Source organism: Floridaenema flaviceps BLCC-F50, from assembly GCF_041929275.2.
Taxonomy (GTDB): Bacteria; Cyanobacteriota; Cyanobacteriia; order Cyanobacteriales; family Aerosakkonemataceae; genus Floridanema; species Floridanema flaviceps.
The window spans coordinates 314,094-336,970 of sequence record NZ_JBHFNR020000003.1; the positions used below are offsets into that span (position 1 = coordinate 314,094).

The 22,877-nt window shown below is 39.6% G+C and carries 23 protein-coding genes; 6 read left to right on the plus strand and 17 right to left on the minus strand.

The features are described from left to right. Positions 1 to 111: 111 nt before the first annotated feature. The 3 genes from ACE1CI_RS30505 to ACE1CI_RS30515 all read left to right on the plus strand — a co-directional run bounded on the left by ACE1CI_RS30505 (position 112) and on the right by ACE1CI_RS30515 (position 2,637). A complete protein-coding gene (locus tag ACE1CI_RS30505) occupies positions 112 to 795 on the plus strand; it encodes a RibD family protein (RefSeq protein ID WP_459564129.1) in 684 nt (227 codons plus the stop codon). Positions 796 to 848: 53 nt separating this feature from the next. Then, positions 849 to 2,057, plus strand: a complete 1,209-nt coding sequence (locus tag ACE1CI_RS30510; protein ID WP_413266784.1) for a GNAT family N-acetyltransferase — start codon at positions 849 to 851, stop codon at positions 2,055 to 2,057. Positions 2,058 to 2,253: 196 nt separating this feature from the next. Next, entirely contained in the window at positions 2,254 to 2,637 is a 384-nt protein-coding gene (locus tag ACE1CI_RS30515) for a DUF4346 domain-containing protein (RefSeq protein ID WP_413266836.1), read from the plus strand. On the opposite strand, the gene psb32 is transcribed toward ACE1CI_RS30515, so the two are convergent. Together psb32 and ACE1CI_RS30525 are read right to left on the minus strand one after the other, a co-directional pair. Further along, a complete protein-coding gene (psb32, locus tag ACE1CI_RS30520; RefSeq protein ID WP_413266785.1) occupies positions 2,634 to 3,359 on the minus strand; it encodes a photosystem II repair protein Psb32 in 726 nt (241 codons plus the stop codon). The genes ACE1CI_RS30515 and psb32 overlap by 4 nt on opposite strands. Positions 3,360 to 3,553: 194 nt before the next feature. Beyond that, a complete protein-coding gene (locus ACE1CI_RS30525) occupies positions 3,554 to 3,796 on the minus strand; it encodes a hypothetical protein (protein WP_496615930.1) in 243 nt (80 codons plus the stop codon). A 134-nt stretch (positions 3,797 to 3,930) separates the two neighbouring features. On the opposite strand from ACE1CI_RS30525, the gene ACE1CI_RS30530 reads away from it, so the two are divergent. Next, the gene (locus ACE1CI_RS30530; protein WP_413266787.1) at positions 3,931 to 5,622 is read left to right on the plus strand and encodes an NAD(P)H-quinone oxidoreductase subunit 4; all 1,692 of its coding nucleotides are present in this window, start codon (positions 3,931 to 3,933) and stop codon (positions 5,620 to 5,622) included. 111 nt (positions 5,623 to 5,733) lie between these two features. On the opposite strand, the gene ACE1CI_RS30535 is transcribed toward ACE1CI_RS30530, so the two are convergent. The 7 genes from ACE1CI_RS30535 to ACE1CI_RS30565 form a co-directional block, all read right to left on the minus strand. Further along, positions 5,734 to 6,825 carry a DUF3800 domain-containing protein gene (locus tag ACE1CI_RS30535; protein ID WP_413266788.1) on the minus strand — a complete coding sequence of 364 codons (1,092 nt, stop codon included), beginning with the start codon at positions 6,823 to 6,825 and terminating at the stop codon, positions 5,734 to 5,736. A 202-nt stretch (positions 6,826 to 7,027) separates the two neighbouring features. Further along, entirely contained in the window at positions 7,028 to 7,456 is a 429-nt protein-coding gene (locus ACE1CI_RS30540) for a type II toxin-antitoxin system VapC family toxin (protein ID WP_413266789.1), read from the minus strand. Positions 7,457 to 7,458: 2 nt separating this feature from the next. After that, the gene (locus ACE1CI_RS30545; RefSeq protein WP_413266790.1) at positions 7,459 to 8,271 is read right to left on the minus strand and encodes a hypothetical protein; all 813 of its coding nucleotides are present in this window, start codon (positions 8,269 to 8,271) and stop codon (positions 7,459 to 7,461) included. Positions 8,272 to 8,367: 96 nt separating this feature from the next. Further along, a complete protein-coding gene (locus ACE1CI_RS30550) occupies positions 8,368 to 8,694 on the minus strand; it encodes a hypothetical protein (RefSeq protein ID WP_413266791.1) in 327 nt (108 codons plus the stop codon). 32 nt (positions 8,695 to 8,726) lie between these two features. Further along, a complete protein-coding gene (locus tag ACE1CI_RS30555) occupies positions 8,727 to 9,110 on the minus strand; it encodes a type II toxin-antitoxin system VapC family toxin (protein ID WP_413266792.1) in 384 nt (127 codons plus the stop codon). Positions 9,111 to 9,113: 3 nt separating this feature from the next. Then, the gene (locus tag ACE1CI_RS30560; RefSeq protein ID WP_413266793.1) at positions 9,114 to 9,368 is read right to left on the minus strand and encodes a hypothetical protein; all 255 of its coding nucleotides are present in this window, start codon (positions 9,366 to 9,368) and stop codon (positions 9,114 to 9,116) included. A 2-nt stretch (positions 9,369 to 9,370) separates the two neighbouring features. After that, positions 9,371 to 9,886, minus strand: a complete 516-nt coding sequence (locus ACE1CI_RS30565; protein WP_413266794.1) for a methyltransferase family protein — start codon at positions 9,884 to 9,886, stop codon at positions 9,371 to 9,373. Between the two features lie 148 nt (positions 9,887 to 10,034). Between ACE1CI_RS30565 and ACE1CI_RS30570 the strand changes: the two genes are divergently transcribed. Beyond that, the gene (locus ACE1CI_RS30570) at positions 10,035 to 10,583 is read left to right on the plus strand and encodes a Uma2 family endonuclease (RefSeq protein WP_459564130.1); all 549 of its coding nucleotides are present in this window, start codon (positions 10,035 to 10,037) and stop codon (positions 10,581 to 10,583) included. A 209-nt stretch (positions 10,584 to 10,792) separates the two neighbouring features. Here ACE1CI_RS30570 and ACE1CI_RS30575 read toward each other — a convergent pair whose 3' ends face one another. After that, positions 10,793 to 14,872 carry a PAS domain S-box protein gene (locus tag ACE1CI_RS30575; RefSeq protein WP_496615931.1) on the minus strand — a complete coding sequence of 1,360 codons (4,080 nt, stop codon included), beginning with the start codon at positions 14,870 to 14,872 and terminating at the stop codon, positions 10,793 to 10,795. A gap of 510 nt (positions 14,873 to 15,382) precedes the next feature. Here ACE1CI_RS30575 and ACE1CI_RS30580 point away from each other — a divergent pair. Next, positions 15,383 to 15,583 carry a hypothetical protein gene (locus ACE1CI_RS30580; RefSeq protein ID WP_413266797.1) on the plus strand — a complete coding sequence of 67 codons (201 nt, stop codon included), beginning with the start codon at positions 15,383 to 15,385 and terminating at the stop codon, positions 15,581 to 15,583. Between the two features lie 601 nt (positions 15,584 to 16,184). Here the strand turns inward: ACE1CI_RS30580 and ACE1CI_RS30585 are convergent. The 7 genes from ACE1CI_RS30585 to hypA all read right to left on the minus strand — a co-directional run bounded on the left by ACE1CI_RS30585 (position 16,185) and on the right by hypA (position 22,843). Beyond that, a complete protein-coding gene (locus ACE1CI_RS30585; protein ID WP_413266798.1) occupies positions 16,185 to 17,171 on the minus strand; it encodes an endonuclease/exonuclease/phosphatase family protein in 987 nt (328 codons plus the stop codon). 299 nt (positions 17,172 to 17,470) lie between these two features. After that, positions 17,471 to 18,376 (minus strand): alpha/beta fold hydrolase, encoded by a 906-nt coding sequence (locus tag ACE1CI_RS30590; RefSeq protein ID WP_413266799.1) that lies wholly within the window; start codon positions 18,374 to 18,376, stop codon positions 17,471 to 17,473. A 287-nt stretch (positions 18,377 to 18,663) separates the two neighbouring features. Continuing rightward, positions 18,664 to 19,440: an ABC transporter ATP-binding protein gene (locus ACE1CI_RS30595; RefSeq protein WP_413266800.1), complete on the minus strand. Its 777-nt coding sequence runs from the start codon at positions 19,438 to 19,440 to the stop codon at positions 18,664 to 18,666. Positions 19,441 to 19,610: 170 nt separating this feature from the next. After that, the gene (locus ACE1CI_RS30600; protein ID WP_413266801.1) at positions 19,611 to 20,456 is read right to left on the minus strand and encodes an ABC transporter permease; all 846 of its coding nucleotides are present in this window, start codon (positions 20,454 to 20,456) and stop codon (positions 19,611 to 19,613) included. A gap of 31 nt (positions 20,457 to 20,487) precedes the next feature. Next, entirely contained in the window at positions 20,488 to 21,540 is a 1,053-nt protein-coding gene (locus tag ACE1CI_RS30605) for an ABC transporter substrate-binding protein (protein ID WP_413266802.1), read from the minus strand. A 234-nt stretch (positions 21,541 to 21,774) separates the two neighbouring features. Beyond that, positions 21,775 to 22,476: a hydrogenase nickel incorporation protein HypB gene (gene hypB / locus ACE1CI_RS30610; protein ID WP_413266803.1), complete on the minus strand. Its 702-nt coding sequence runs from the start codon at positions 22,474 to 22,476 to the stop codon at positions 21,775 to 21,777. Further along, positions 22,460 to 22,843, minus strand: coding sequence for a hydrogenase maturation nickel metallochaperone HypA (hypA, locus tag ACE1CI_RS30615; RefSeq protein ID WP_413266804.1), 384 nt, complete (start codon positions 22,841 to 22,843; stop codon positions 22,460 to 22,462). The genes hypB and hypA overlap by 17 nt, the downstream gene beginning before the upstream one ends. Positions 22,844 to 22,877 lie beyond the last annotated feature (34 nt).

Sequence of the window (22,877 nt, forward strand, 5' to 3'; positions counted from 1 at the left end):
CACTGCGTAGCGATCGATAACGACCATTATAAGAAACTTGTCTGCTATTCTTCTGGCGAAAACGAGTGAGACATCCCAAAGATAAATTGCAAAAGAGAGAGGTTTTAAGTTTTGCAAACAAATCGCCCTCATACCATTGTAGTTCTAGCGATGAGTGCTGACGGCAAAATTGCTGACTCTCAGGCATCTCCGGCGAGATTTGGTTCTGCGGTTGATCGAGCGCACTTAGAAAAACAGATTGCTTTAGTCGATGGGGTTTTATTTGGTGCTGGTACACTACGAGCATACGGTACAACCTTAATGATTACCGATCCTGTGTTACTTAAACAACGCGAACTGCAAGGTAAAAGAAGTCAACCCATTCATATTGTGTGTTCGGGTTCGGGAAAAATAGACCCCCAGTTGCGCTTCTTTCAACAGCAAGTTCCTCGTTGGTTATTCACTACTATTAAGGGTTCCCAATTTTGGCAGCAAAAAATAGAGTTTCACAAAGTCTTTGCAATTGAAATGGTAGAGGGGGGGATTAACTGGGTAGCCGCTGGGGAAAAACTCACGGAAATGGGTTTGCAAAAGGTGGCGGTTTTGGGTGGTGGGACACTGGTGGCTTCCCTGCTAGCGGCAGATTTAGTGGATGAATTTTGGCTTACGGTTTGTCCGCTAATCTTAGGGGGAGAAAATGCGCCAACTCCAGTGGCAGGTGCGGGTTTTTTGGCAAATTTGGCTCCTAAGTTGCAACTTTTGTCTGTGGAAACTGTAGGGCAAGAGGTATTCTTGCATTATCGGCTGCAACGTTAGCAGAATTGGATTAATTTAAAGAAAGTTTGAACTTTTGCTCCCTATTGGGCCAGATGGTAGAACAAATTAAGCCTTGGTATTCGGTTTCTTGGATTAACAACATTGCCGAAATCCCCCAATCTGAATGGGATGCTTTGGCAATGCCTTTAAAAACTCCCTTTTTGGAGTGGGAGTGGCTGCACAATATGGAAAGTTCGGGTAGTGCTAAGGGACAAACTGGATGGCTACCTAACCATTTAACTGTGTGGCGCGATCGACAATTAATTGCGGCTGCCCCGCTTTATGTTAAAAGTCACAGTTATGGCGAGTTTGTCTTCGATCATCAATGGGCAGATTTGGCAAACCGTTTGGGGATTCAATATTATCCGAAATTGTTGGGGATGACTCCGTTTACTCCAGCCCAAGGGTATCGGTTTTTGATTGCGCCGGGGGAAGATGAGGATGAGTTAACTGCGATGATGGTAAATGCGATCGATCATTTTTGCGATCGCAATCAAATTTCCGGTTGTAATTTCCTCTATGTCGATCCAGAATGGCGATCGGTAATGGAACGTCACGGTTTCTTTAGTTGGTTACACCACAGTTACATCTGGAAAAACGAAGGCTTTAAAACTTTCGATGATTATTTAGGGGTGTTTAATGCCAATCAGCGGCGCAATATTAAAAGAGAACGCAAAGCTGTAGAAAAGGAAGGTTTACAAATTCGTACTTTAACAGGTGAGGAAATTTCTAAACCTTTGTTGACGCAAATGTACAATTTCTACAGTCATCATTGTGATAAGTTTGGCTGGTGGGGAAGTAAATATTTAACGAAAAAGTTCTTTGAGCAACTTTATTCTAGTTATCGCGATCGCGTTCTGTTGGTTGCTGCTTATAACGAACAAAATACTCATCAACCAATGGCAATGTCTTTTTGTGTTTATAAGGGCGATCGACTTTACGGACGTTATTGGGGTTGCTTTCAAGAAATCGATTGTTTACACTTTGATGCTTGTTACTATACCCCAATTGAATGGGGAATTGCTCATGGCGTGCAAGTGTTCGATCCGGGCGCAGGTGGACAACATAAAAAACGGCGTGGTTTTCCCGCAACTCCTAACCACAGTTTGCACCGCTTTTATCACCCCCGCTTAAGCAAAATTCTCAAATCTTACATTAGCGAAGTCAACCAAATTGAACAGCAACAAATCGAGGCAATTAATTTAGATATTCCTTTTAGTCAGCGTCAACCTGAGTTGAAGATGGAATTGGAAAACGAATAGTATCTTTTGGGGTTCCCAGAATATTTTTTAGGGAACCGCGAAGACGCGAAGGACGCAAAGAAGAAACGGAGAAAAACGGTAGTTTTAGTCGAAATTACTGGTAAATTTGATATGATCGTTAAGATTGTGTTTTGCGATCGTTTTCAGATTCGGAGTTGATTAAATTTTTGGAATTATGCCATCTAGTTCGCCCAAAATGACTTTAACTAAAGAAGACCTTGCCTTAATTGACGATCGACTTTCCCAACGGGATATTAAGCTTGACCCTGCCGGATATTTTATTATCTATTTAGATAGAGAAGCCGGACTGATCTGCGCCAAACATTACACTAATGTAATTGATGAACGTGGTTTAGCTGTCGATCCAGAAACCGGAAAAGTAATTCCAGCAAAAGGTAAGGTGGAACGGACACACACCACTTTATATACTGGCAGAACTGCAAAGGAACTTTGTGTAAAAATTTTGGAAGAAACTCAGCCCTGTCCCGTCACTTATTTAGATCATGCTGGCTATTTAGGGCGGGAGTTTGTCCGGGCTGAGTTGGCTTTAATTACTAGTCAAGAGTATGTTCAGGATTAAGAACCCATAGACTGATACCAGTAGTAGGTTGCCATTGGAATTACGGTGGCAGCAATTAACAAGCCAATAACCCAAATAGTTGAACCGCCAGTATCAGTTTCTTCGGCTTTTTTAAAGGTACTTTCTACTTTTAAAGTGTCGGCAACTACAGGCGCACCAGGATCGGGTTTACCAGATAGTACTGCGGAAATACGATCGCTAGCATCCACAAAAGCTTGGTTGTATTTGTCACCTTGTCGCAAAGGCACCACTACCGTTTCGGAAGCAACACTTTGGGCAATCTCATCCGACATCAAAGATTTTACTTTTTCCCCTGTGCGAATTCCTGTGGTGTTAGTTACAGTATCGATCGCTAACAAAGTTTGATTAGCTTGCGTTTCCGGTGTGGGAAACCATCTTTCAAATAGTTTATCGGTAAAACTTTGGGCGGTTTCGTCATAATCTAAGCGGTGAATGGTGACAAATCTCACCTCATTCCCAGTTTCCTTCGCCAAATTCGCTAAAGTGTTGTTAATTTGCCCCTCACTAATACGGCTGAGAACTTCTGCTTGGTCGATAATCCAAGTTTTTTCTCCCGCTACTAAATTGGGCAGATCGTAAGCACCTGTGGCATTAGCTGGTGTAGCAAAACTCTGCATTGCCAGTAACACTAACGCTAAGGACAAAAACAGACGTTGGAGATATTTTCTCCCAGAATAAATGTGATATAAGAACTGTTGCATGGGATAAAACCTTAAAAAACTTCCCCCAAAAATACTTTATATCTTTTCGGGCAGAGGGGCAGAGGCGTTAACTATTAACGCAAGTTGCTAGTTATTTACATAAAGGCACGTTGTTGGGCTTTAGCCCTATAATGCCACCTTTCCTAAGAGGGCTAAAGCCCAACAACGTACAAAGAATCAGACTAATCTTATAACTAGCAACTTACGTTATTAGCAATTGTCTGTTGAAATGCTTTGAGTGCTTCAAGTTTAGAAACCATCATCACGCAACGAGCCAGCAGGTCAATATCCAAATCTGGTAAAATTTCCGATCGCTCTATCTGCTCATATCCAGATTCTTGCAAACGGTAGAGCTTGAATAAACCATCTTCCCAAAACCAAACTTCAGGGACACCTAAAACTTTGTAGCGGGTCAATTTACGATCGTATTCCCCCATCTCTATCATCTTCCCAACTATAGATAAGTCTATATACCTATGGGAGGAAAAGTTTTATCAAAAAATGTTACTAAATTGTTACGAAGTTTAATACAATATAAACATCGATTAAATAAGTATTTTTGCTCAAGGCCATGATAGAAGCTCAATTTCCCTGGCTGACTGCGATCGTCCTGCTGCCCCTGGTAGCTTCCCTGCTGATTCCCGTATTGCCCGACAAAGATGGCAAGCGCGTGCGGTGGTATGCTCTCGGCGTAGGTATTGCAGATTTTGTGTTGATGTGCTATGCCTTCTGGAAGCATTACGATCCAACCACTGCTACTTTTCAACTCGCGGAAAAGTATGCTTGGGTGCCACAGTTAGGTCTTAACTGGTCAGTTTCAGTTGATGGATTATCTGTACCGCTGGTGCTTCTGGCAGGTTTAGTTACTACTTTAGCGATTTTGGCAGCTTGGCAGGTCGATCGCAAACCCCGCCTGTTCTACTTCCTGATGCTGGTACTCTACTCGGCACAGATTGGGGTTTTCGTCGCTCAAGATTTGTTACTACTTTTCATCATGTGGGAAGTAGAACTAGTTCCCGTTTACTTGCTCGTCTCCATCTGGGGTGGCCCAAAACGTCGTTACGCAGCTACAAAATTCATCCTTTATACTGCACTAGCTTCTATATTTATCCTCGTAGCAGCCTTAGCAATGGGGCTTTATGGCGGTGGCAATCTCACCTTTGATATGGCAGAACTCGCCACCAGGAATTACCCATTAGTTCTAGAACTGTTACTATATGCTGGTTTACTGATTGCTTTCGGTGTCAAACTCGCGATTTTCCCGATGCACACCTGGCTACCTGACGCTCATGGTGAAGCTTCGGCTCCTGTATCGATGATTTTGGCTGGTGTGTTGCTAAAAATGGGCGGATATGGATTAATTCGCCTGAACATGGAAATGCTCAATGATGCTCATGTTTACTTTGCTCCAGTTTTAGCAATCTTAGGTGTTGTTAACATTGTCTATGGTGCGTTGACTTCTTTTGGTCAAACTAACATGAAGCGCCGCCTCGCTTATTCTTCCGTTTCTCACATGGGTTTCGTGTTGCTGGGTATTGCTTCCTACACTGATTTAGGTGTGAGTGGCGCAATGCTGCAAATGATTTCTCACGGTTTGATTGCTGCGGTGTTGTTCTTCTTGGCTGGTGTAACTTACGATCGCACCCATACACTAGCATTAGACGAAATGGGCGGAATTGGTCGAGCAATGCCAAAAGTTTTTGCTCTGTTCACCGCAGGCGCAATGGCATCTTTAGCACTCCCTGGAATGAGCGGTTTTGCTAGCGAACTCTCGGTTTTCGTGGGTGTAACTACTGGCGATATCTACAGTTCTACTTTCCGCACTGTGACAGTTTTCCTCGCCGCAGTGGGTGTGATTCTTACTCCTATCTACTTGCTCTCGATGTTGCGACAAGTGTTCTTTAACTCTGGTGCAGCACCTACTTGCAACTTGGGTAATGGAACTGTAAAAGCTTCGGGAGATCAAGAAGCTGTGTGTTTTGGTACTAGCTGCGTGTTACCTGCAAATGCTCACTTTAGAGATGCAAGTCCCCGCGAAATCTTCATCGCCGCTAGCTTTTTGATTCTAATCATCGGTATTGGTTTCTATCCAAAATTAGCTACCAAGTTGTACGATGTAAAAACTGTGGCAGTAAACGCTGAAATCCGTCAATCTTACACCCAAATTGCCCAAAGCAATCGGCAAATTTATGCCAAAGGGTTGTTAAGTTCTCCGCAAATTGTCGAAACAGAAATCGCTACAGTTTCGGGATTGGTGAAATAAGTTTCTCAGTTTCTACTTGTGTTGAATTGTGTTGAATTTTTGGGCGATCGTTCTTTCTTGATTGTGGGGAGAGGGCGATCGTTTTTTTTGTTAATTGGGCGCTTACGTCAGTTACTCATCCACATCGTTTTCAAGTATTGATAGATTTTGCATAAAAAGACTTACTAGGTAATCATCTGGAGGCAAAGCATTATCTCCTGTTGTACCTAACTCGTCAGGCATAAACTTTTGTTCAGGAAAAATGCCGAAAAAAGGAAAAACTCCCTCGATAATTTCTGTAATACTTTTACCAAAATCATCATCAGCATTTTCACCTTTATTTATCCACATAACAGAGCGCATAAAAGCACCTGCAAGAATATCGACTAGTTGTAATCCAGCCCACTTCTTTGAATCTTCTGGGCAAGTCTTGACAACTCGTATTGGGAATTGTATTCTTCTCCTGTCGTAGCCCACTTCATCTGATGGAAGATTAGGATCGACAATTACATCCCAAATCTTTCTCTCTTTAGCCATAGCAGAAGAGTTATCGTGTATTAGAAGAATATCATCATTTAGATCTTGTCGCCAAAGAGACATTAGAGTGAACGTACAAGTTACAGCAATATCAAGATGTTGACTAGTATTTAATAACTCGTATCCAAATAAAGAGTGACTCTCTCGAAAACAATTAAGAAGTTCATTAATATCTTCAGAAGAGTTATTAGTTAGAATAGAATCGAAAAAAGCTTGGTAAGCTTTTTCAGTTCTTGAACGCATCATTTCTTGAAAGTTTATTAATAGATTTTTGAAAAATTCTATTCCTCCAACAACTGGCAAACTATAGAACAAAAGATTAGCAAGACCGATATTAGCTCCCTTATCGTAGAAATCTATTCCACCTTCATAAAAAACAGGTTCAACCAGTATTTCCACCATCTTAATAACTAATACAAATTGTTTGTGAGCATATAAAAACTTAACTATTTCAGGCTTTTTAGAAAGTTCTTTTAAGAACTCAAGGATCATTTGTTGCTGTCTAGGTCTTCTTGATAAGGAGGAGTATTTAAGCTCAGTTGATTGAACATTGCTGAAAAATGTACGCTTTAATTCTTGGCAATCTGACTCAGGTAAATTGAGTGATGCCAAAGTAAATATAGGCTGTTCTGGATTCAATAAATCTTCACCTGTATAGCCGCATTCATCTAGAAATATGGTACTCACAGCTAACTATCTCCGTAGCTTTACAATAATCTTTACCAAGAATTAGTGTATATTTAATCACCTATTATTACATATTGCTACTAAAATATACCTTTCTTAACTTAACCTGAGTCAAAAAGATCACCCATACTAGGCTGTTACACAAGCTTTTATTAGACTGCTATTCACTTATTAACTTAAAGAACTTTACCTCGCTCAGTTTTTAAGACCAAGTTGTAATTGAAACGACATTCGGAAAAGTACCACTTACAGCATTAACAAGCTTCTCATCAGCAGTTACGAACTGGCATTGTCGTCGAAGGCTGAGAGCAACATAAAGTGAATCATATACAGTTCTTTGATGAGTAACAGCAAGATGATAAGCATCACCAAGTAGTGAAGCTGATGGAGTGACTATAAATTTTATTAATTGGAAAGAGTCAAGGATAGCTTGTCCATCTGCCTCAGATATACCTTGAAATCTCTGGAGTTTCCAAACGATGTTGCCTATTTCTGCATAGATTAAATCTGGCACAAGTAGCACCAGACTACCATTTTGGTAAGCATCAAGTATCTCGCGTGCTTTTATTGAGTAAGGTTGTGGTACAAACCACTTAATAGCTACGCTACTATCAACTACAATTTCTGTCACTGCTACCTAGACCTGTCTTCACGCACTAACTCAACACTATCAGGAAACTCACCATAGGTTTCTAGTAATCTTGTGCGTAACTCATCTGCTTGAAGAATAGCATTTTGACGATCGCAATTTTCCTCTTCTAATAGTTGTTGTTCATCCTTCTCTAATGGTTGAAACATCATCTTGTAAAAAGCAATTACGTCATTATCTCTGCTAAATTCTGAGTCCGGGATTCTATCTAGAATCGCATTAACCATCGCTGAAGCTGTATCGCAAGCCCATTTAGCAGCCGGAGCAGTGCTGATTAGTAATGTTATTGATTTAATTGAAGTGTTTGTTTGAACAATATTCTTACTACGCAAATGGTCAATTAGCTTTCTGCCTGAATAAAGCCAATTTCTATTTTCATCAATTTCTATGCAATCCTGTGGTTTGAGATGTACCAGACAATCTCGCAATCTAAAAAGATCGGCAAAATCCTGATATGGGTATCTTCCCCGATCAAACTTATTAGATAAGGCTTCACTAGCCAACATAAATTTGTCTTGTGTGCGCTTATTTCTTTGAGACTCATCGATCGCATCGATTAAATTATCGAGAAAATTTTCGTTATATCCGTCAGCTTTTGCATCCGTAGCAATAGCACCAAGCTCATTAATAAACGCCTCAAGAGATAAGGCTGCAAAAACGATCGCTACTAAAGCATCATTTTGTCTGTGAATAGAAAAAGTCTGCCTAGACTTGTAGTATGAGTCTTTAGCAATTTGGTAGAAATGATAAGAGTCTAATATAAACCCTTGGCTTGGTTGTGTATCTGATAGGGGCATATTAGTTAAAAATTGGAAACTTCTATCTATAACTTTACTAGCTAACTCTCAAAGATGTCTAGAGTATATGATAATCTTGCTATCAAGAAGCACTTTTCACCGTCCTGGTAATGAACGGTCTTCACGGATTTCTCTCTGCCATAAAACTGGATCTAGATCGGACATTGATTGAATCATAGAAAGATTTTCTAAGATCTCAGCCATTTTTCGACCGCGTGCCTTTGCCTCTAAATCTGTCTCATTTTCTAGCAGTGTAACCTGTACTTGAATAGTGCGATCGCCAAACTCAGGTTTCTCGCCAATCCACTCTAAATGATTACCTTTTAACCAAGCTTTAAATTTTTGTAACATTGTTAGATCGCCTTCCAGAAACAGGATATTGAATTGATTGAGACAAGGCTTAAAAGAGCGAAAGAAACTCATTTTCTTAATCTTGCTGACAAGTTCTTAAACTGTTAAACCGTGTTCGTCATATCATCTTCAAACGGATTCAACAATTCTAATTGAGTAATCCAACGAAAATCTTCTGTATTTCTAGTTATCAAGATTAAGCCATGCACTAACGCAGTTCCAGCAATAATCGCATCTCCTAAAGTCATTCGTCTTTGTTGTCGCAAGATTACTGCCTGTTCTAACACAGCTTGAGATATTGGTAGAACCTGAGCTACTTGGAAGAACTGCTCAAAATACTCACGCTGTTGCTCCGAAAGTAGATGGTAGCCTAGCACCTCAACATAACTCAATGCAGATACCGCAGGTGCATACTCAGCAATCAATTTCCTAAGTTGAGGATACTCTGGTTGAGCAGAGTATATGATGATATTGCTATCAAGAAGCACTTTTTACCGTCCTGGTAATGAACGGTCTTGACGGGTTTCTCTCTGCCATAAAACCGGATCTAGATCGGACATTGATTGAATCATAGAAAGATTTTCTAATATCTCAGCCATTTTACGACCGCGTGCCTTTGCCTCTAAATCTGTCTCATTTTCTAGCAGTGTAACCTGTACTTGGATAGTGCGATCGCCAAACTCAGGTTTCTCATCAATCCACTCTAAATGATTACCTTTTAACCAAGCTTTAAATTTTTGTAACATTACTAATAGATAAATGGAATCAGCTTCCAAGTTTTCTCTTGGTAGACTTTGTATTGCTCTTTGAATGCAGTTTCTAACATTTCTTCCTCTGCTTGAATCCGGTAAATACGCCATAGCATTCCTATAACTACGATCGCCAATAGTACAACCCAATTCCTCACTGCTAAACTTGCTCCAATTTCCATCAGAAATGTACCAAGATAACCAGGATGTCGAATGATGCTATAAGGAGCTTGATTAAATATTTGCTGTCCTTCCACAATTTGCAATGTTCTTGTATAAAACTCGCCGAGGGTTTTAGCAGCCCAATATCGTATACTAAGTCCAGCAAGCATGAGTACTAATCCTATCCAGCCAACATATACATTATTCCAATTTCCAATTTGATAGGCATTCAAAATTGGCGCAAGCAGAACAAGTAAGAGGCTGCATAAACCACTAATCCAGATGATTTGGGAACTGCCTCGATCGGATGCACCAGTTTGAAGGCTGAGAGCGTTTTTTCCTTTTCTTAACAAACGCTCGCTCGCGAAATAGCAAATGATTAAGAAATATGCCAGAATTGTCGTAGTTGTCATACTTGTAAGATACGAATTCGATCGCAAATTTGCCATACTAAAAATATTAAATCACCCTTGCCTTTGGGCGTTCTCAGATTTGATTACTATGATCGCTACTTACAAATGGACAATTGAACGGTATCATCGGGCGATCGATGCAGGGCTATTTGACGATCAGCCAGTTGAGTTATTGCGCGGAGATATTGTAGTTATGCCACCAGAACGAGAAACCCACGCTTACTACAATAGCGAAGTTGGGGATTATTTACGGGTATTGCTGGGAAATCGAGTAAAAATCCGTGAAGCGCACCCCATCACTTTACCCAATGACTCGGAACCAATTCCAGATTTAGCAATTGTAAAACCTCTGGGAGCAGTTTATCTAGAACATCATCCCTATCCCGATGACATTTTTTGGCTGATTGAGTTTTCTAACACTACTCTTGACAAAGATTTAAACGAAAAAAAAGCAGTTTATGGTGAAGCTGGTATTGCTGAATATTGGGTAGTAAATCTTCTGGATAGGGAACTTAAAGTTTTTCGAGATTTAGAGAACGGGCGCTACACTACTGAACGAACTTTTAAAACTGGGTTGGTGTCTTCGCTGGCTTTTTCAGATGTACAAATTCAAGTGCAACGATTGATGAATCCATAGAACGATCGCACCCAATTGCCTATTAGTTTAGAATGCGATCGCTTTTTTCTTTTGAAACTCGATTTACTAATAATTAAGCCTATCTCTGACTTTAGAGATAGGCTCTTTGGTTTCATATAGAGTTAAGGAATAGAAGCAGATAAATCTTTAACCTTGATTCCATTATTAACAACTGAGACTGAAAGCTAATCACCCAAAAGGGTGGTTTTTCATCTGTCGGAAGAGATAATCGCTTCGGTTAACTCTAAGATTAAATCGAGGCGGAAGTTATTGACTAAATCTGTAAGGGTATTAGCCAAAGCAACTTCAGTATCAGGAATTTGTTCAACTAACCTCAAGATAATATCATCGTTAGCGCCGAGTACTGCTTGATGTAGTTTTACTATCCACTCAGCAGGCATTACTTTTAAATTTTCTGGACTCAATTTTTTAGGTGTTGCTGAATGTATTGAACTCGGTTGATTTTCATCTGCATAAATATAGCGCACGCCTAAGTATTGAGCCATTTTTTCAAACAACTCTGGCTCTTGGAAAGGTTTACGCACCAAGTCATCACAACCAGATGAAAAAATACTCGATTGTTCTTCTTCAAAAGCACTAGCTGTTAGGGCAATAATTACAGTGGGAATAGTTTCCCCTGTTAATCTTTGTTGCTGCAAAGCTTTAATTTGTTTAGTCGCTTCATAACCATCCATGATTGGCATTCGCATATCCATCCAAATTAGGTGAGGTTGCCAAGTTGTCCATAAAGCGATCGCTTCTTGTCCATTAACAGCTTCCTGTAGTTCAAATCCCAAAGGTTTCAGTAACTTAACTAGCAGCTGACGATTTTCTTCGATATCTTCAACTATTAAAATCCGATAAGTAGGCTGATTAGGTTGTAATCCAATCACTCGTTTAGGAGTCGATAAACTCTTTTCTTGAATAGCAGCAATTTCTTTAACTCGAATCTCAAAAGTAAAAATTGTCCCTTTACCCAACTGGCTATTAACTGTAATATCTCCCCCCATTAAGCGCACAAATTGTCGGCTAATCGGTAAACCTAATCCGGTTCCTTGCATGGATTGGCGACCTGTTTCTGTTTGCACAAATGGATCGAACATTGTGGGTATTTCTTCAGGTGCTATCCCAGCGCCAGTGTCTTCTACTTCAAAGATAATTAAAGATTGATTTTGCTCTCTATTTCCCAACCTCGCCCTTAAATAAATCCTACCTTCATTGGTAAATTTAACGGCATTTCCTAACAAGTTAATTAAAATTTGCCGCAACTTGCTTTCGTCTGTTTCAATGTATTGGGGAACATTTGTCGATCGTTCAAAGATTAGCTCTAAGCCTTTACCAGCAGCTTTAAATCTTAACATTTGTTCGATGTCTTGGAGTAATTGGTAGAGATCGAAGCGATTTTCGTTGAGCGCGATTTGACCTGCTTCAATTTTAGACATTGATAAAATGTCGTTGATCAAATTTAACAAATGTTCGCCACTGCGATTAATAATTTTTAGCTGTTCTTTTTGTTCAGCAGAAAGAGAACTATTCCTTGCCATTACCTGACTAAAACCGAGAATTGCATTCAGCGGTGTCCGCAGTTCGTGGCTCATGTGAGAGAGAAAGCGGCTTTTAGAAATCGATGCTGCTTGTGCTGCTGCAAGTGCTTTTTGTAGTGCTTCTTCTGCTTGTTTGCGTTCTGTAATATCAAAAAATGAAGTGACAACTGCGTAAGGTAGAGAATCGCCAGATTTAAATAGAGGCTGGGAGTTAATGGAAATCCAAGTTAAAGTATCATCGGGCTTATGTATTCCCATCACTACATCAACGCAAGGTTTACCAGTTTTTAGTGTTACCATTGCTGGGTGTTCTTCCCCTGGAAAAGGCGATCCGTCTTCTTTGATGGCTCGCCAATGAGGATCGACGGAAGTTTTTCCCATCATTTGTTCACTGTTTAAACCGAGTATTCTTTCGGCACTTTTGTTACAGGTATCAATGACACCGTTAGCATTTTGCAAAACGATGCCTTCTGCCATTGCTGTGACTACAGAGCGATAGCGTTCTTCGCTTTCCTGCAAGGCTCTTTGGACTAGTTTCCGTTCTGTAATATCGCGGACAATACAAACAATTTCATCAACACCACTTTTAATAATTCGAGCTTCATAAGTATACATTCCATCAGGTTTTTTTAGGTCATGTTCGTAGGTTTGTAATTTTCCGGTGGTGACTGCGGCTTGAAAATTTTCTAGTAATCCTTTTTTAATGTCTTCCGGCATTTGCAAGTCTAATAAATTTTTGCCAATGAGAGCTGACGCTGGTACGAGTAAGGTATTTTCATTTGCTTGTACATCTAAATAAGTGCCATCTACTCGGTGACGAAACATTGTGTCGGGTATGGCTTTTAATAGTGCTTGCATTCGTTCTTCGTTCTGTCGCAAGGCAATTTCTGCTTCTACTCGATCGCTAATATCACGAGCGATCGCTAATATTGACTGCACAGAACCATCATTAGCAAATTCTGGCACAATCCGGGTAGCATAATAAAGCATTCCTTTAATTGATGGAGATTGAAATTCAATTTCTTGCTCTTTACCTGTGTCAAATACTTGTTGAATAGTTGTTTGCCACAGCTTAACTAATGATTCATCTGCGCCAAATTCTGCTATGGTTTTCCCGATAAATTCTCTAGCCGGAACGCCTAAATGTTTTTCTACTGTTGGATTGATGTAAATATAGCGCAATTCCCGATCGATTCGCATGATAATATCGGGAGCATTTTCCACTAAAGCGCGAAATTCTTGTTCTCTTCGTTGTAAAGCTGCTTCCGCTTCTTTGCGATCGCTAATATCACGAGCACAAGCAAAGTTATATTCTTTGCCATTAAATTCTAAATAATTCAAGGTAACTTCTACAGGAAGAATTTTGCCATCGTTAGCATGATGTTCTGAGGTAAAGCACAAACTTTTTTGCTGTTTCAATTGTTCCCAATGTGAAAACCATGCTTCTTGCGGAAAGTTAGGATCGGAATCCCAAACGTACATTGATAACAACTCTTCACGGGAAAAACCCTGTTGTTCACAAGCTTTTTTATTAACACGTATAATTTTGGCGTTGCGATCGATCCAGACTGTAGCTAGAGAGGAGTGTTCTACAGAAAAGTCTGCTAATTGTAGTTGTTCTTCAATACGTTTGCGTTCAGTGATATCTTCAAATATATAGAGTCTGCCGAAATAGCGATCGTCTGAGTCGCGAATTTGTGTGGAAAACCGCCGAATAATCCTGCCATCCCTAAAAGGAATTTCATCTTCAACAACTATGCGGTTATCTTCACTTTGTAATGGGTTAAAACTTTCAGCAAATGCCGGGATATCTGCTAGCTTTTCTCTACAATAGGGAATAATATCATGGTTTTTTAGTTCACCGCCTTGCAGTTGTGATTCTAAATGTTCAATCCCCCAAATTTGGCAAAACTGAGGAGTAAAGTAAAGAATTTCATCGGTGCGATTATCTACTACATAAAAAGCTAAAGGGGAAGCATTAGTCATCGATCGCAATAATGTTTCTTTCCAACGTAATCTCTCTTCAATCTGCTTCAATGCGGTGATATCATGTTCATTCACCAACAGCATATTGCAACCACTTATGGGATCTTTCGTTTGGCGAATTTCTACAGAATGCCAACGCACTCCCTGTTTAGTTATAACTTGAGTATCAGCATTAAATATGCCTTTAGCAATCAATTCTTGTTCAGCTTGCAACCACAGATTTTGATCTAAAAACCGCTGCTTTAGACTATGATTTTCTGGGTTTGATATATGATTACCATAACAAGTAATAGCAGCCGGATTTTGAAATAGCAACTCCCCTGAAGCATTGCATAAAGAAATTACTACTGTTGTGTGACGTAGCGCTTCTACAGAACGAAGAGTATCTTGTTCAGTGTTAGTAATTTTTTCTGCTTCTACTAACATTGCTAAACAACCCTTCTCAATCAAAATTCCCGAACAAGTGCAACGAACAGAAACAGCATTTCCTTGCGGGTAAAATGTCCATTGCTCAATTACTGTTTCACCCAGATCAAAAAGCTCCAAGTAACTTTGCAAGCGGGTATGCGTTGCCTGCGAAACTTGACTAAAATCGCGACTAAGCAATTCTTCTAAACTTGCTGCATTCCAGAGGAGTAAAGCGGCGCGATTCGCCCACCTCATTTTAAGATTTTGGATATCATAAATCCAAATTGGCGTTTGCAGTCGTTCATATCCGGCTAACTGATAGCAGATAATTGGGTTATCGATCGCGAACATACTCCACTTTTTTAGTAAGTATTTTAACTTAAAATAATAACGGTTACAGTCAAATTTTGCTATTCTAACTTTAACGTTTTGCCACTGCTACTTCATATTAATTTCACAGTATTTATTTTGACAAGTTTCTCACTAACAATATTGATTCTTAAACAAGCTCAAATATATAAAAGAAATACGTAAATCTACGGCCTTGTTTTCACTTAATTATTTATATTATTAGATAATTAATAATTTTTCTTAAAAGTAAAATTATTCCAAATTAATCTATCTTTGTGCAGATGACTAATGATTATTTCGCTCTTGCTGCTCTAGTAGCTGATTGCACAGTCAGTTTGAATATTTCTTAACAACTCTTTTTGAACTTAAATATTTAGAAAAATTAGTTTATTGAGTAAAACATAAAGAGTTGCTAAGAATTGTATTCATTTAAAGTTTGAGTCCAAGAGTGTACCTATACTGATTTCTATAAATCTCGATCGTTTACAAGCAAACGAGGAGGCACCCAAAATGAATCACACTTATGAGGTTTTGGTTGATATCAAAGAATATCTTGAACCAACAACCGATAACTGTCGCAGGGAAACAACACGCTACGAGATTGATGCACAATCTAGACAAACAGCCGATAACTTAGCAAGGTTACAAGCTAGAACCGACCATCCACAAGGTATTGAATACGACGTGCGCGTAACTAGACTACTAAAATAAAAGAAACAGTACATGGAATGGTAGAAAATCTTTCCCATCATGATTTATTCCCTCAAACCTGTTCACATCTGTTTAAGCCATATTGAAATATTAGAATGTCTGCATTCATTAGCGGTTTTGGCTACAACTCCGGCGAGTTCCGGGAAGTCATGGTCGGAAAATTTGTTCACCTGCTCGCATCATTAAAGCCAACTCCAAAAATCTGAGTTGGCTTTGTCGATATGTGTATAAAAAAGTAGATTTTATAGTTAGGGTCTTTATATAAGCTGACCCCAATTGATTGACAATAATTAAGATAACTGGAAATTAAAAGACTAACATCAATCTCAAGCATTAAAACTTAAGGTACAGAAGGCAATAAAATCAGAATAGGCGGGCAAAATGCCCACCCCACAAGGTTTACTCAGATCTTGCAACAGGGGAGGTTCTACCTCCCACATCTCGTTCCCAGGTTCAACAAATGGAACGAAAAATAGAGGCTCTGCCTCAGCAGTGCTCTTATCTCAATTTAAGTAATTTTATTGATGCAAATTGCTGAGTGAATAGCTGATATTTGACTCAGCGAATATTGGCTGCAACTGTTTGGAAAATTGCTGGTTGACTAATTTGTTTGTAAAACTAAATCAATTATCAGCGATGCGTGATCGGAATTAGCATTTCTGCCTGTATAAATTTGCCTCACCCGAAACTGCTGACTAACTAAACAGTGATCGATCGGAATATTCACTAGGGGAATTAGCCAAGAGGGTAAACGGACATGAGTTGCCGATCTAGGCCAACTGGGTAAAATACCAAACCCTAACCGAGTATTATATAACTTAGTTTTCTTGATTAACTCCCGATAGTAAGGCGACCAAGGTGTAATGTTGAAATCTCCAACTAAAATTAATGGCTGATTCTGTTTTTGAATGTAATTACTCAGTGCGGCTAACTGACTATTACGACGGTGAAAATTATTCCGAGTTATAGGTACTAAGGGATGAATTCCCATAAATTTAATTAGTTGTTTGTTGACTTTCAGATTGGCGATGATGTTATGATTTCCTTGACTACTTAAGCGATCGGCCTTAATATCTGCAAAGGGAAAGCGACTGAAGACAGCCAAACCTCCACCGGGACTTTTAAAAGTATAGGGTAAAGTGTCTTTCAAACTATTTTTTAATATTATAAATGTGCTTTCGTCAACTTCTGCTAATAAAGCTAAATCAGGGCGATTACTTTGGATTAAATTAACTACTTTGTTGTCCTGATTGTTTTGAATATTCAAGTTAAAAGATAAAAGCCTCATTGCTTTACCTGGAGCACTAACTACCTGTTGTGAATGAGGCAAATACCAGGGAATTACATCAACTGCGTTTAACCCTACAATTAATAAAGCCGTGAAAATTAACGCTTTGTTTTTAAGTTGACCAATGCTCTTGAGAATAATTAAAACAAAAAAAAGAATTATTGATAACATTAAATATTGAACTCGGAAATGGGCTAGTAGTTCTAAGGGCCAAAACCAAGCTATGTAAACCAATGAGGATAGTAGCCCTAAAAGTATTAAGGTGGCAGTGGAGATAATTAAAATAACTCGTTGAGGCATAATGTCAGTCGAACTAAATTATACTTGTTGGAATCAAGTAAGTAGGTAGATATAAATAAAGTGAAAATAAAGGCGGGCAGGATGCCCACCCCACAAGAAAGCTGCAACTCTTGTGGGGTGGGCATCCTGCCCGCCCCATCCTTAAATAACTATTATCACTTTATTTATTTACACCTACTTATAGTTTAGTATTTTTCGGATAAGCTGTTTGGACAACCCCCTTTTTCCCAGGGATTGAAACCAGGGGCTACACAAACTAAGCTTGCCGGAAGCAGATGGCATTTGGATGTTAGCTGCGATTATTTTTGTTCTGTATCTAGCAAAGGTAAAAATTTGCGAATTAGCCCAATAGTCACAGAGGGAAGTTCTAATTGCGGAGTAAAACCGACATCATCTAAATGATAAAAGAAACGAATTGCTTGCGGGTTCATTTCTGCCAAACGACGACCGATTTCTGGCCCAGTAAATTCTGATTCTCTCCCCCAAATAATTGCGGTGGGAACACTCAGTTGAGTGATATATTCTGCTAAATCAAAAGATAAATCACCGCTGACAAATGAGAGGGCAGCGTACTCAGCATTTGGTTGTTGAGCAGATGCTAAATAAGCGTCAACAATTTCTGGATAAACTCGTTCTGGATGAGCAAATTGCCGCTGTTCTAAGTAGCTACGAACACCAACACTTGATGCAACTCCAGTACTGTAAAGTACTTGATTTAATACAGGGATTTTAACAACTTTTGCAGAAATACTTTGGCTGTAATCTGTTCCGAATTCTGCTAAACCTGCGGGAGTAACTAAAATTAATGATTTGAATAGTTCAGGACGATTAATGGCGGCACGAATTGTAAAAGCAGCAGTTAATCCAGAGGCAATTACTGTTACTGGTTTATCGCAAGTTTTCTCGATAAACTCCTGAATAATTTTAATGTATTCGTCAGTATGATAACGTTTAGCTGGATGATTAGAACGTCCCCAACCAATCAAATCAGGTGCTAAAATTCGATATTCGGCGGCAAATGCGGGGTAAACTTTAGACCACTCGTAAGCGGAAGAACCACCGCCAAAAGCGTGTAAAAAAACTAGTGTGTTTTCGCTTTCTTTGGTGCCATTTTTATCCCAAGGTTCGCCAACCGCAGTATAGTAAACCATTTCGCCTAAAAAGGTATTGACCGATCGCTCTCCAAAACCGATTGGTATTAACATCGATAAACCTCTTCTTCTGTGTTCACTATCTATATTTTGTGAGTAACACTGAAGAATTTGCATCACTCTAAGGTGCAATTTTAGGAAATCAATCGGTTAAAAAAAGTTGATTCGTAGGGTGCGTCAGACTTTGATTATTGCGATTTAACCAGTTTTTGGATGGCGACGCACCTTACAAACTTGTACCTTACTTTTTAGGCGGCGACTGCGGGTGCGTCAGACTTTGATTATTGTGATTTAACCAGTTTTTGGATGGCGACGCACCTTACAAACTTGTACCTTAATTTTTAGGCAGCGACTGCTACAGCTTCTTGTCCATGTTTACGTAATAATTCCATTAGTTCATCTCGGTAGTCATGAAAAACACTTTGGCGTTTAACATTGTGGGTGCGATCGGGTAATTTAATGGTAATTTCTTTTCTGACTGTACCAGGACGCGCCCCTAAAGCGTAAATTCGATTGGAGAGAAATACAGCTTCTTCCACATCATGAGTAATCATAAAAATGGTGATGTTTGTTCTTTGCCAAAGGTCTAACATAAATTCGTGCATTGACTCTTTGGTATGAATATCTAATGCGCCGAAAGGTTCATCCATTAACAACACTTTTGGTTCGGAAGCTAGGGCGCGGGCGATCGCTGCACGTTGTTTCATTCCCCCCGATAATTCTTTAGGCAATGACTTAGCAAAATTAGCCAATCCAACTACACTTAAATAATAGCTTGCTTGCTCTCTTCTGATCTTTTTTGGTACGCCTTGCAGCTTCAATCCAAATTCAGTGTTTTCCTGCACGTTCATCCAAGGATAAAGTGTATAGTGTTGGAATACCATTCCGCGATCGGGCCCTGGCCCTGTAATCACTTCACCATCAATTCTTACTTCCCCAGAAGTAGGCATATCAAGTCCAGCTATTTGCCGTAATAAGGTAGATTTACCTGACCCTGATGCGCCAACTGCACAAATAAATTCTCCTCGTTTAATCGTCATATTAATGTCTTTCAGGACGACTAAATTACCGTTCTTGGTTTGAAAATGTTTGTTCAGATTGTTAATTTGCAAATACATAGATTTAGCCTCACTAATTTTTTTGTCATTAATTCGCTTTTTTTAACCGCAAAGGACGCAAAGAACGCGAAGGAAAGAAAGAGAAGTATTTACAATTTAGTTAGAATTTTTATCTTTAAATTGCAGAATCTGTTGGGACAAAAACTTTTAGTTCCTCCCCCCTGCCTATCTCAGCGTTTTTGACTTGCCCATTTACAGGAAACTCTTAAGAGATACTGGAAAAATAGGTCGAAAGATAATCCAATTACTCCAATTACTATTAGTCCGACGAATATTTCATCGGTTCTGAGAAATCTACCTGCTACACTAATGCGACGACCTAAACCTTCTGTGGCGGCAATTAGTTCGGAAACAATTACTAATTGCCACGCTGCTGCTAAGTTGATGCGACAAGCGTCAATGATTCCCGGTAAGACGTGGGGAAAAATTACTTGCAGGAGGGCTTGTTTGCGATCGCCTCCTAAAATATAAGTCGCTTCAATCAAATCTTTTGATACAAACTTTACAGTATCCATCACCATCAAGGAATTGAAGAAGAAAACTCCGATGAAAATCAGGGTAATTTTCGGTTCTTCTCCGATTCCCAAATATAAAATTAGCAGGGGAATAAAAGCAGGTGCAGGCATATAGCGCATTAAGCCAAACAGCGGTTCTAATAATGCCCGAATACTGGCAAAACTCCCCATTAATACGCCAATGGGAATCGAAAGTGCTGCTGCGAAAATAAACCCGACACCGACGCGCCACAGACTCGCCACTGTATCTTTTAGCAGTTCGCGAGTACTCCATAATCTGCCAAATGCTTCCATGACTTTGGCAGGGGAAGGCAAAAATTTGGGGTCAATGTTTCCGAAGGTAGTTACTAACCACCACAGTAACAAAGGCGCACCAATTGAGGTAATAATTAATGCTGTGTTTAGAGGTTTCGGAATATCTTCAGCAATCCGCCAAAAAACTGTGGGTTGGAGTTTTTTCGGTCGGATATAGTCTCTAATCGATCCAGGGCTTTCATTCATGGTTAAATTTCCAGTTTTAGGAATAGTTAATTTAAGATTTTTTCACTTGTTCAGCGTAGGCTTTGACAAAGCGATCGTCAAATATTTTACTAATGTCCGGTTGAGTTTTTGCTAGCCCTACTTCCATCAGAAATTTGCTCATTTCTTGGGCGGCGAATTGCAAAGAATTCAAATTATTTCCTGGTTGAAAAGCTTTTAGGTTTTCTTCAATAGTAAAAATGCGAGTACCATCAGCGTATGCTTTGTATTCTGATACCGGAACACCCGCTCTTTTTGCCATGATTTCATAAGCTTTTTCGGGATTTTTTTGCATATAATCTAAAGTGGCAAACCAGGAATTAACTAATGCTTGGATTTCTTCCGGTTTTTCTTGCAAAAACTTGCGCGAAACTACTAAATGGTCAGAAATTGCTCCCGGAAAGTCTTTAGAACTGAACAATTCTTTACTACCAGGACGTTTCAATGCTTGAGTTGTAAAAGGCGCAAATACTGCCACTGCATCAACTTGTCCACCGACAAATGCTGCTGCTGCTTGACCTGTTTCTAAAGGAACAAACTGAATATCTTTTGGTGATAAACCTGCTTTTTTTAGTCCTAAAAGTAACAGAAAATGATCGACTGTTCCTTCTTCAGCAGCAACCTTTTTTCCTTTTAAATCAGCAACCGAATTAATCCCTTCTCTGACTATTACTTTATCATTACCAGTAGAGTTATCATTTACCAGCACAATTACTTTATCTGCGCCACCGGAAATCGAGTTAACTGTATCTCCTAAAGTTTGACTATTCGCATCTATTTGTCCGGCAGTTAAAGTATTGATAGATTCTAAATATCCATCGAACCATTTCAGGTCTACAGGAACATTATTTGCTTTAAAAATACCTTGTTCTTGGGCAATTTGCCAAGGAAACCAACCGGGCCAAGCACTAAATCCTAAACGGACGGCATCAACACCAGTCGAGGAGGCAGTGGAGTCTGTTTCGTTAGTTGTTTTGATGTAAACTGCTGGGTTAACGCAACCTACGGCTAGGCTGAAGGTAACGAAAAAAAGGATGCAGTAGGAAAGGAGCGATCGCACTTTCATAACATCTACCTTAAGACAGATTTCGTCATTTAGTCATTGATACTTTTTGATAGCGGTGAATTAGGTGTAGCAGATTAAGTAGTCACCGCTTTGTTATTTGTGCTACAAATTAGTTAATTAATTCAAGATTCGGAAAACTTTTTAGAAGCAGGAAAGATTGAGCCTGTGCAACAGACTAAAATCTCTCTCCAGATCCCCGACTTCTTCAAGAAGTCGGGGATCTAAAGGTGGTGATTAATGAACAACTGATAATTGCTGTTTTGCAGATTTAGTTAACTGAGAACGTACCCAATCAAACCAAATATCTAACCCTTCTCCAGTTTTGGCAGAAACAGGAATTATCGTCACATAAGGATTCATTTGGCGGACATTGGCGATGATTTGATTGACATCAACATCTAAATGGGGTGCTAAGTCCATTTTGGTGATTAACAAACAATTTGCTTCTTGAAACATCACCGGATATTTCAGAGGTTTATCTTCACCTTCAGTCACACTTAATAAGGCAACTTTGGCGTGTTCTCCTACTTCAAATTCGGCAGGACAAACTAAGTTACCAACGTTTTCGACTAAGACTAAATCGAATTCTGAAGGGTTATATTCATGAGCTAAACGATGAATTCCGCCTGAAACCATTTTAGAATCCAAGTGACAGGAACGACCTGTATTAATGGCAATTACCGGAACGTTGTATTTGCGGAGGCGATCGGCATCTAATTCCGTTGTCATATCGCCTTCAATCACCGCAATTTTATATTCATTTGTTAATACAGCTAAAGTCTTTTCTAGCAAAGCTGTTTTCCCGGCACCGGGACTACTCATCACATTAAAACAAGTAATTCCCCACTCATCAAAATGTTCCCGGTTATGATCGGCCCCTTCTTGATTAGCATGAAGCAAATTAATTCCTAAAGCAGCGTCAAATGTTTGGTGCATAATTACTTTCCACAGAATCAGAACTATATTCAACTCGATCGATTTTTAATTCCCGACCCGATCGAATGTCTTCCATTGGCGATCGACAAGTCGGGCAAGCATATTGAATCCCAATTTCCGGGCTATATTCTTGTTGGCAATGATGACAAAAAGCAATTAAAGGAGTCTCTTGAATGACTAATTTTGCTCCTTCTAAAAAAGTTCCGCGAGTCTGAACTTCAAAGGCGAATTGTAAACTCACAGGTTCCACACAAGTAAACTTGCCAACCGTGAGATGAACCTGGGAAATTTGGGGTTTTTCTGGTTGTTCTGACCACCATTTCCGCACAGTCACAATTAACGCCTTGGTCATGTCTGTTTCGTGCATAGTTTTGGGGATTGGGGATTGGGGACTAGGGACT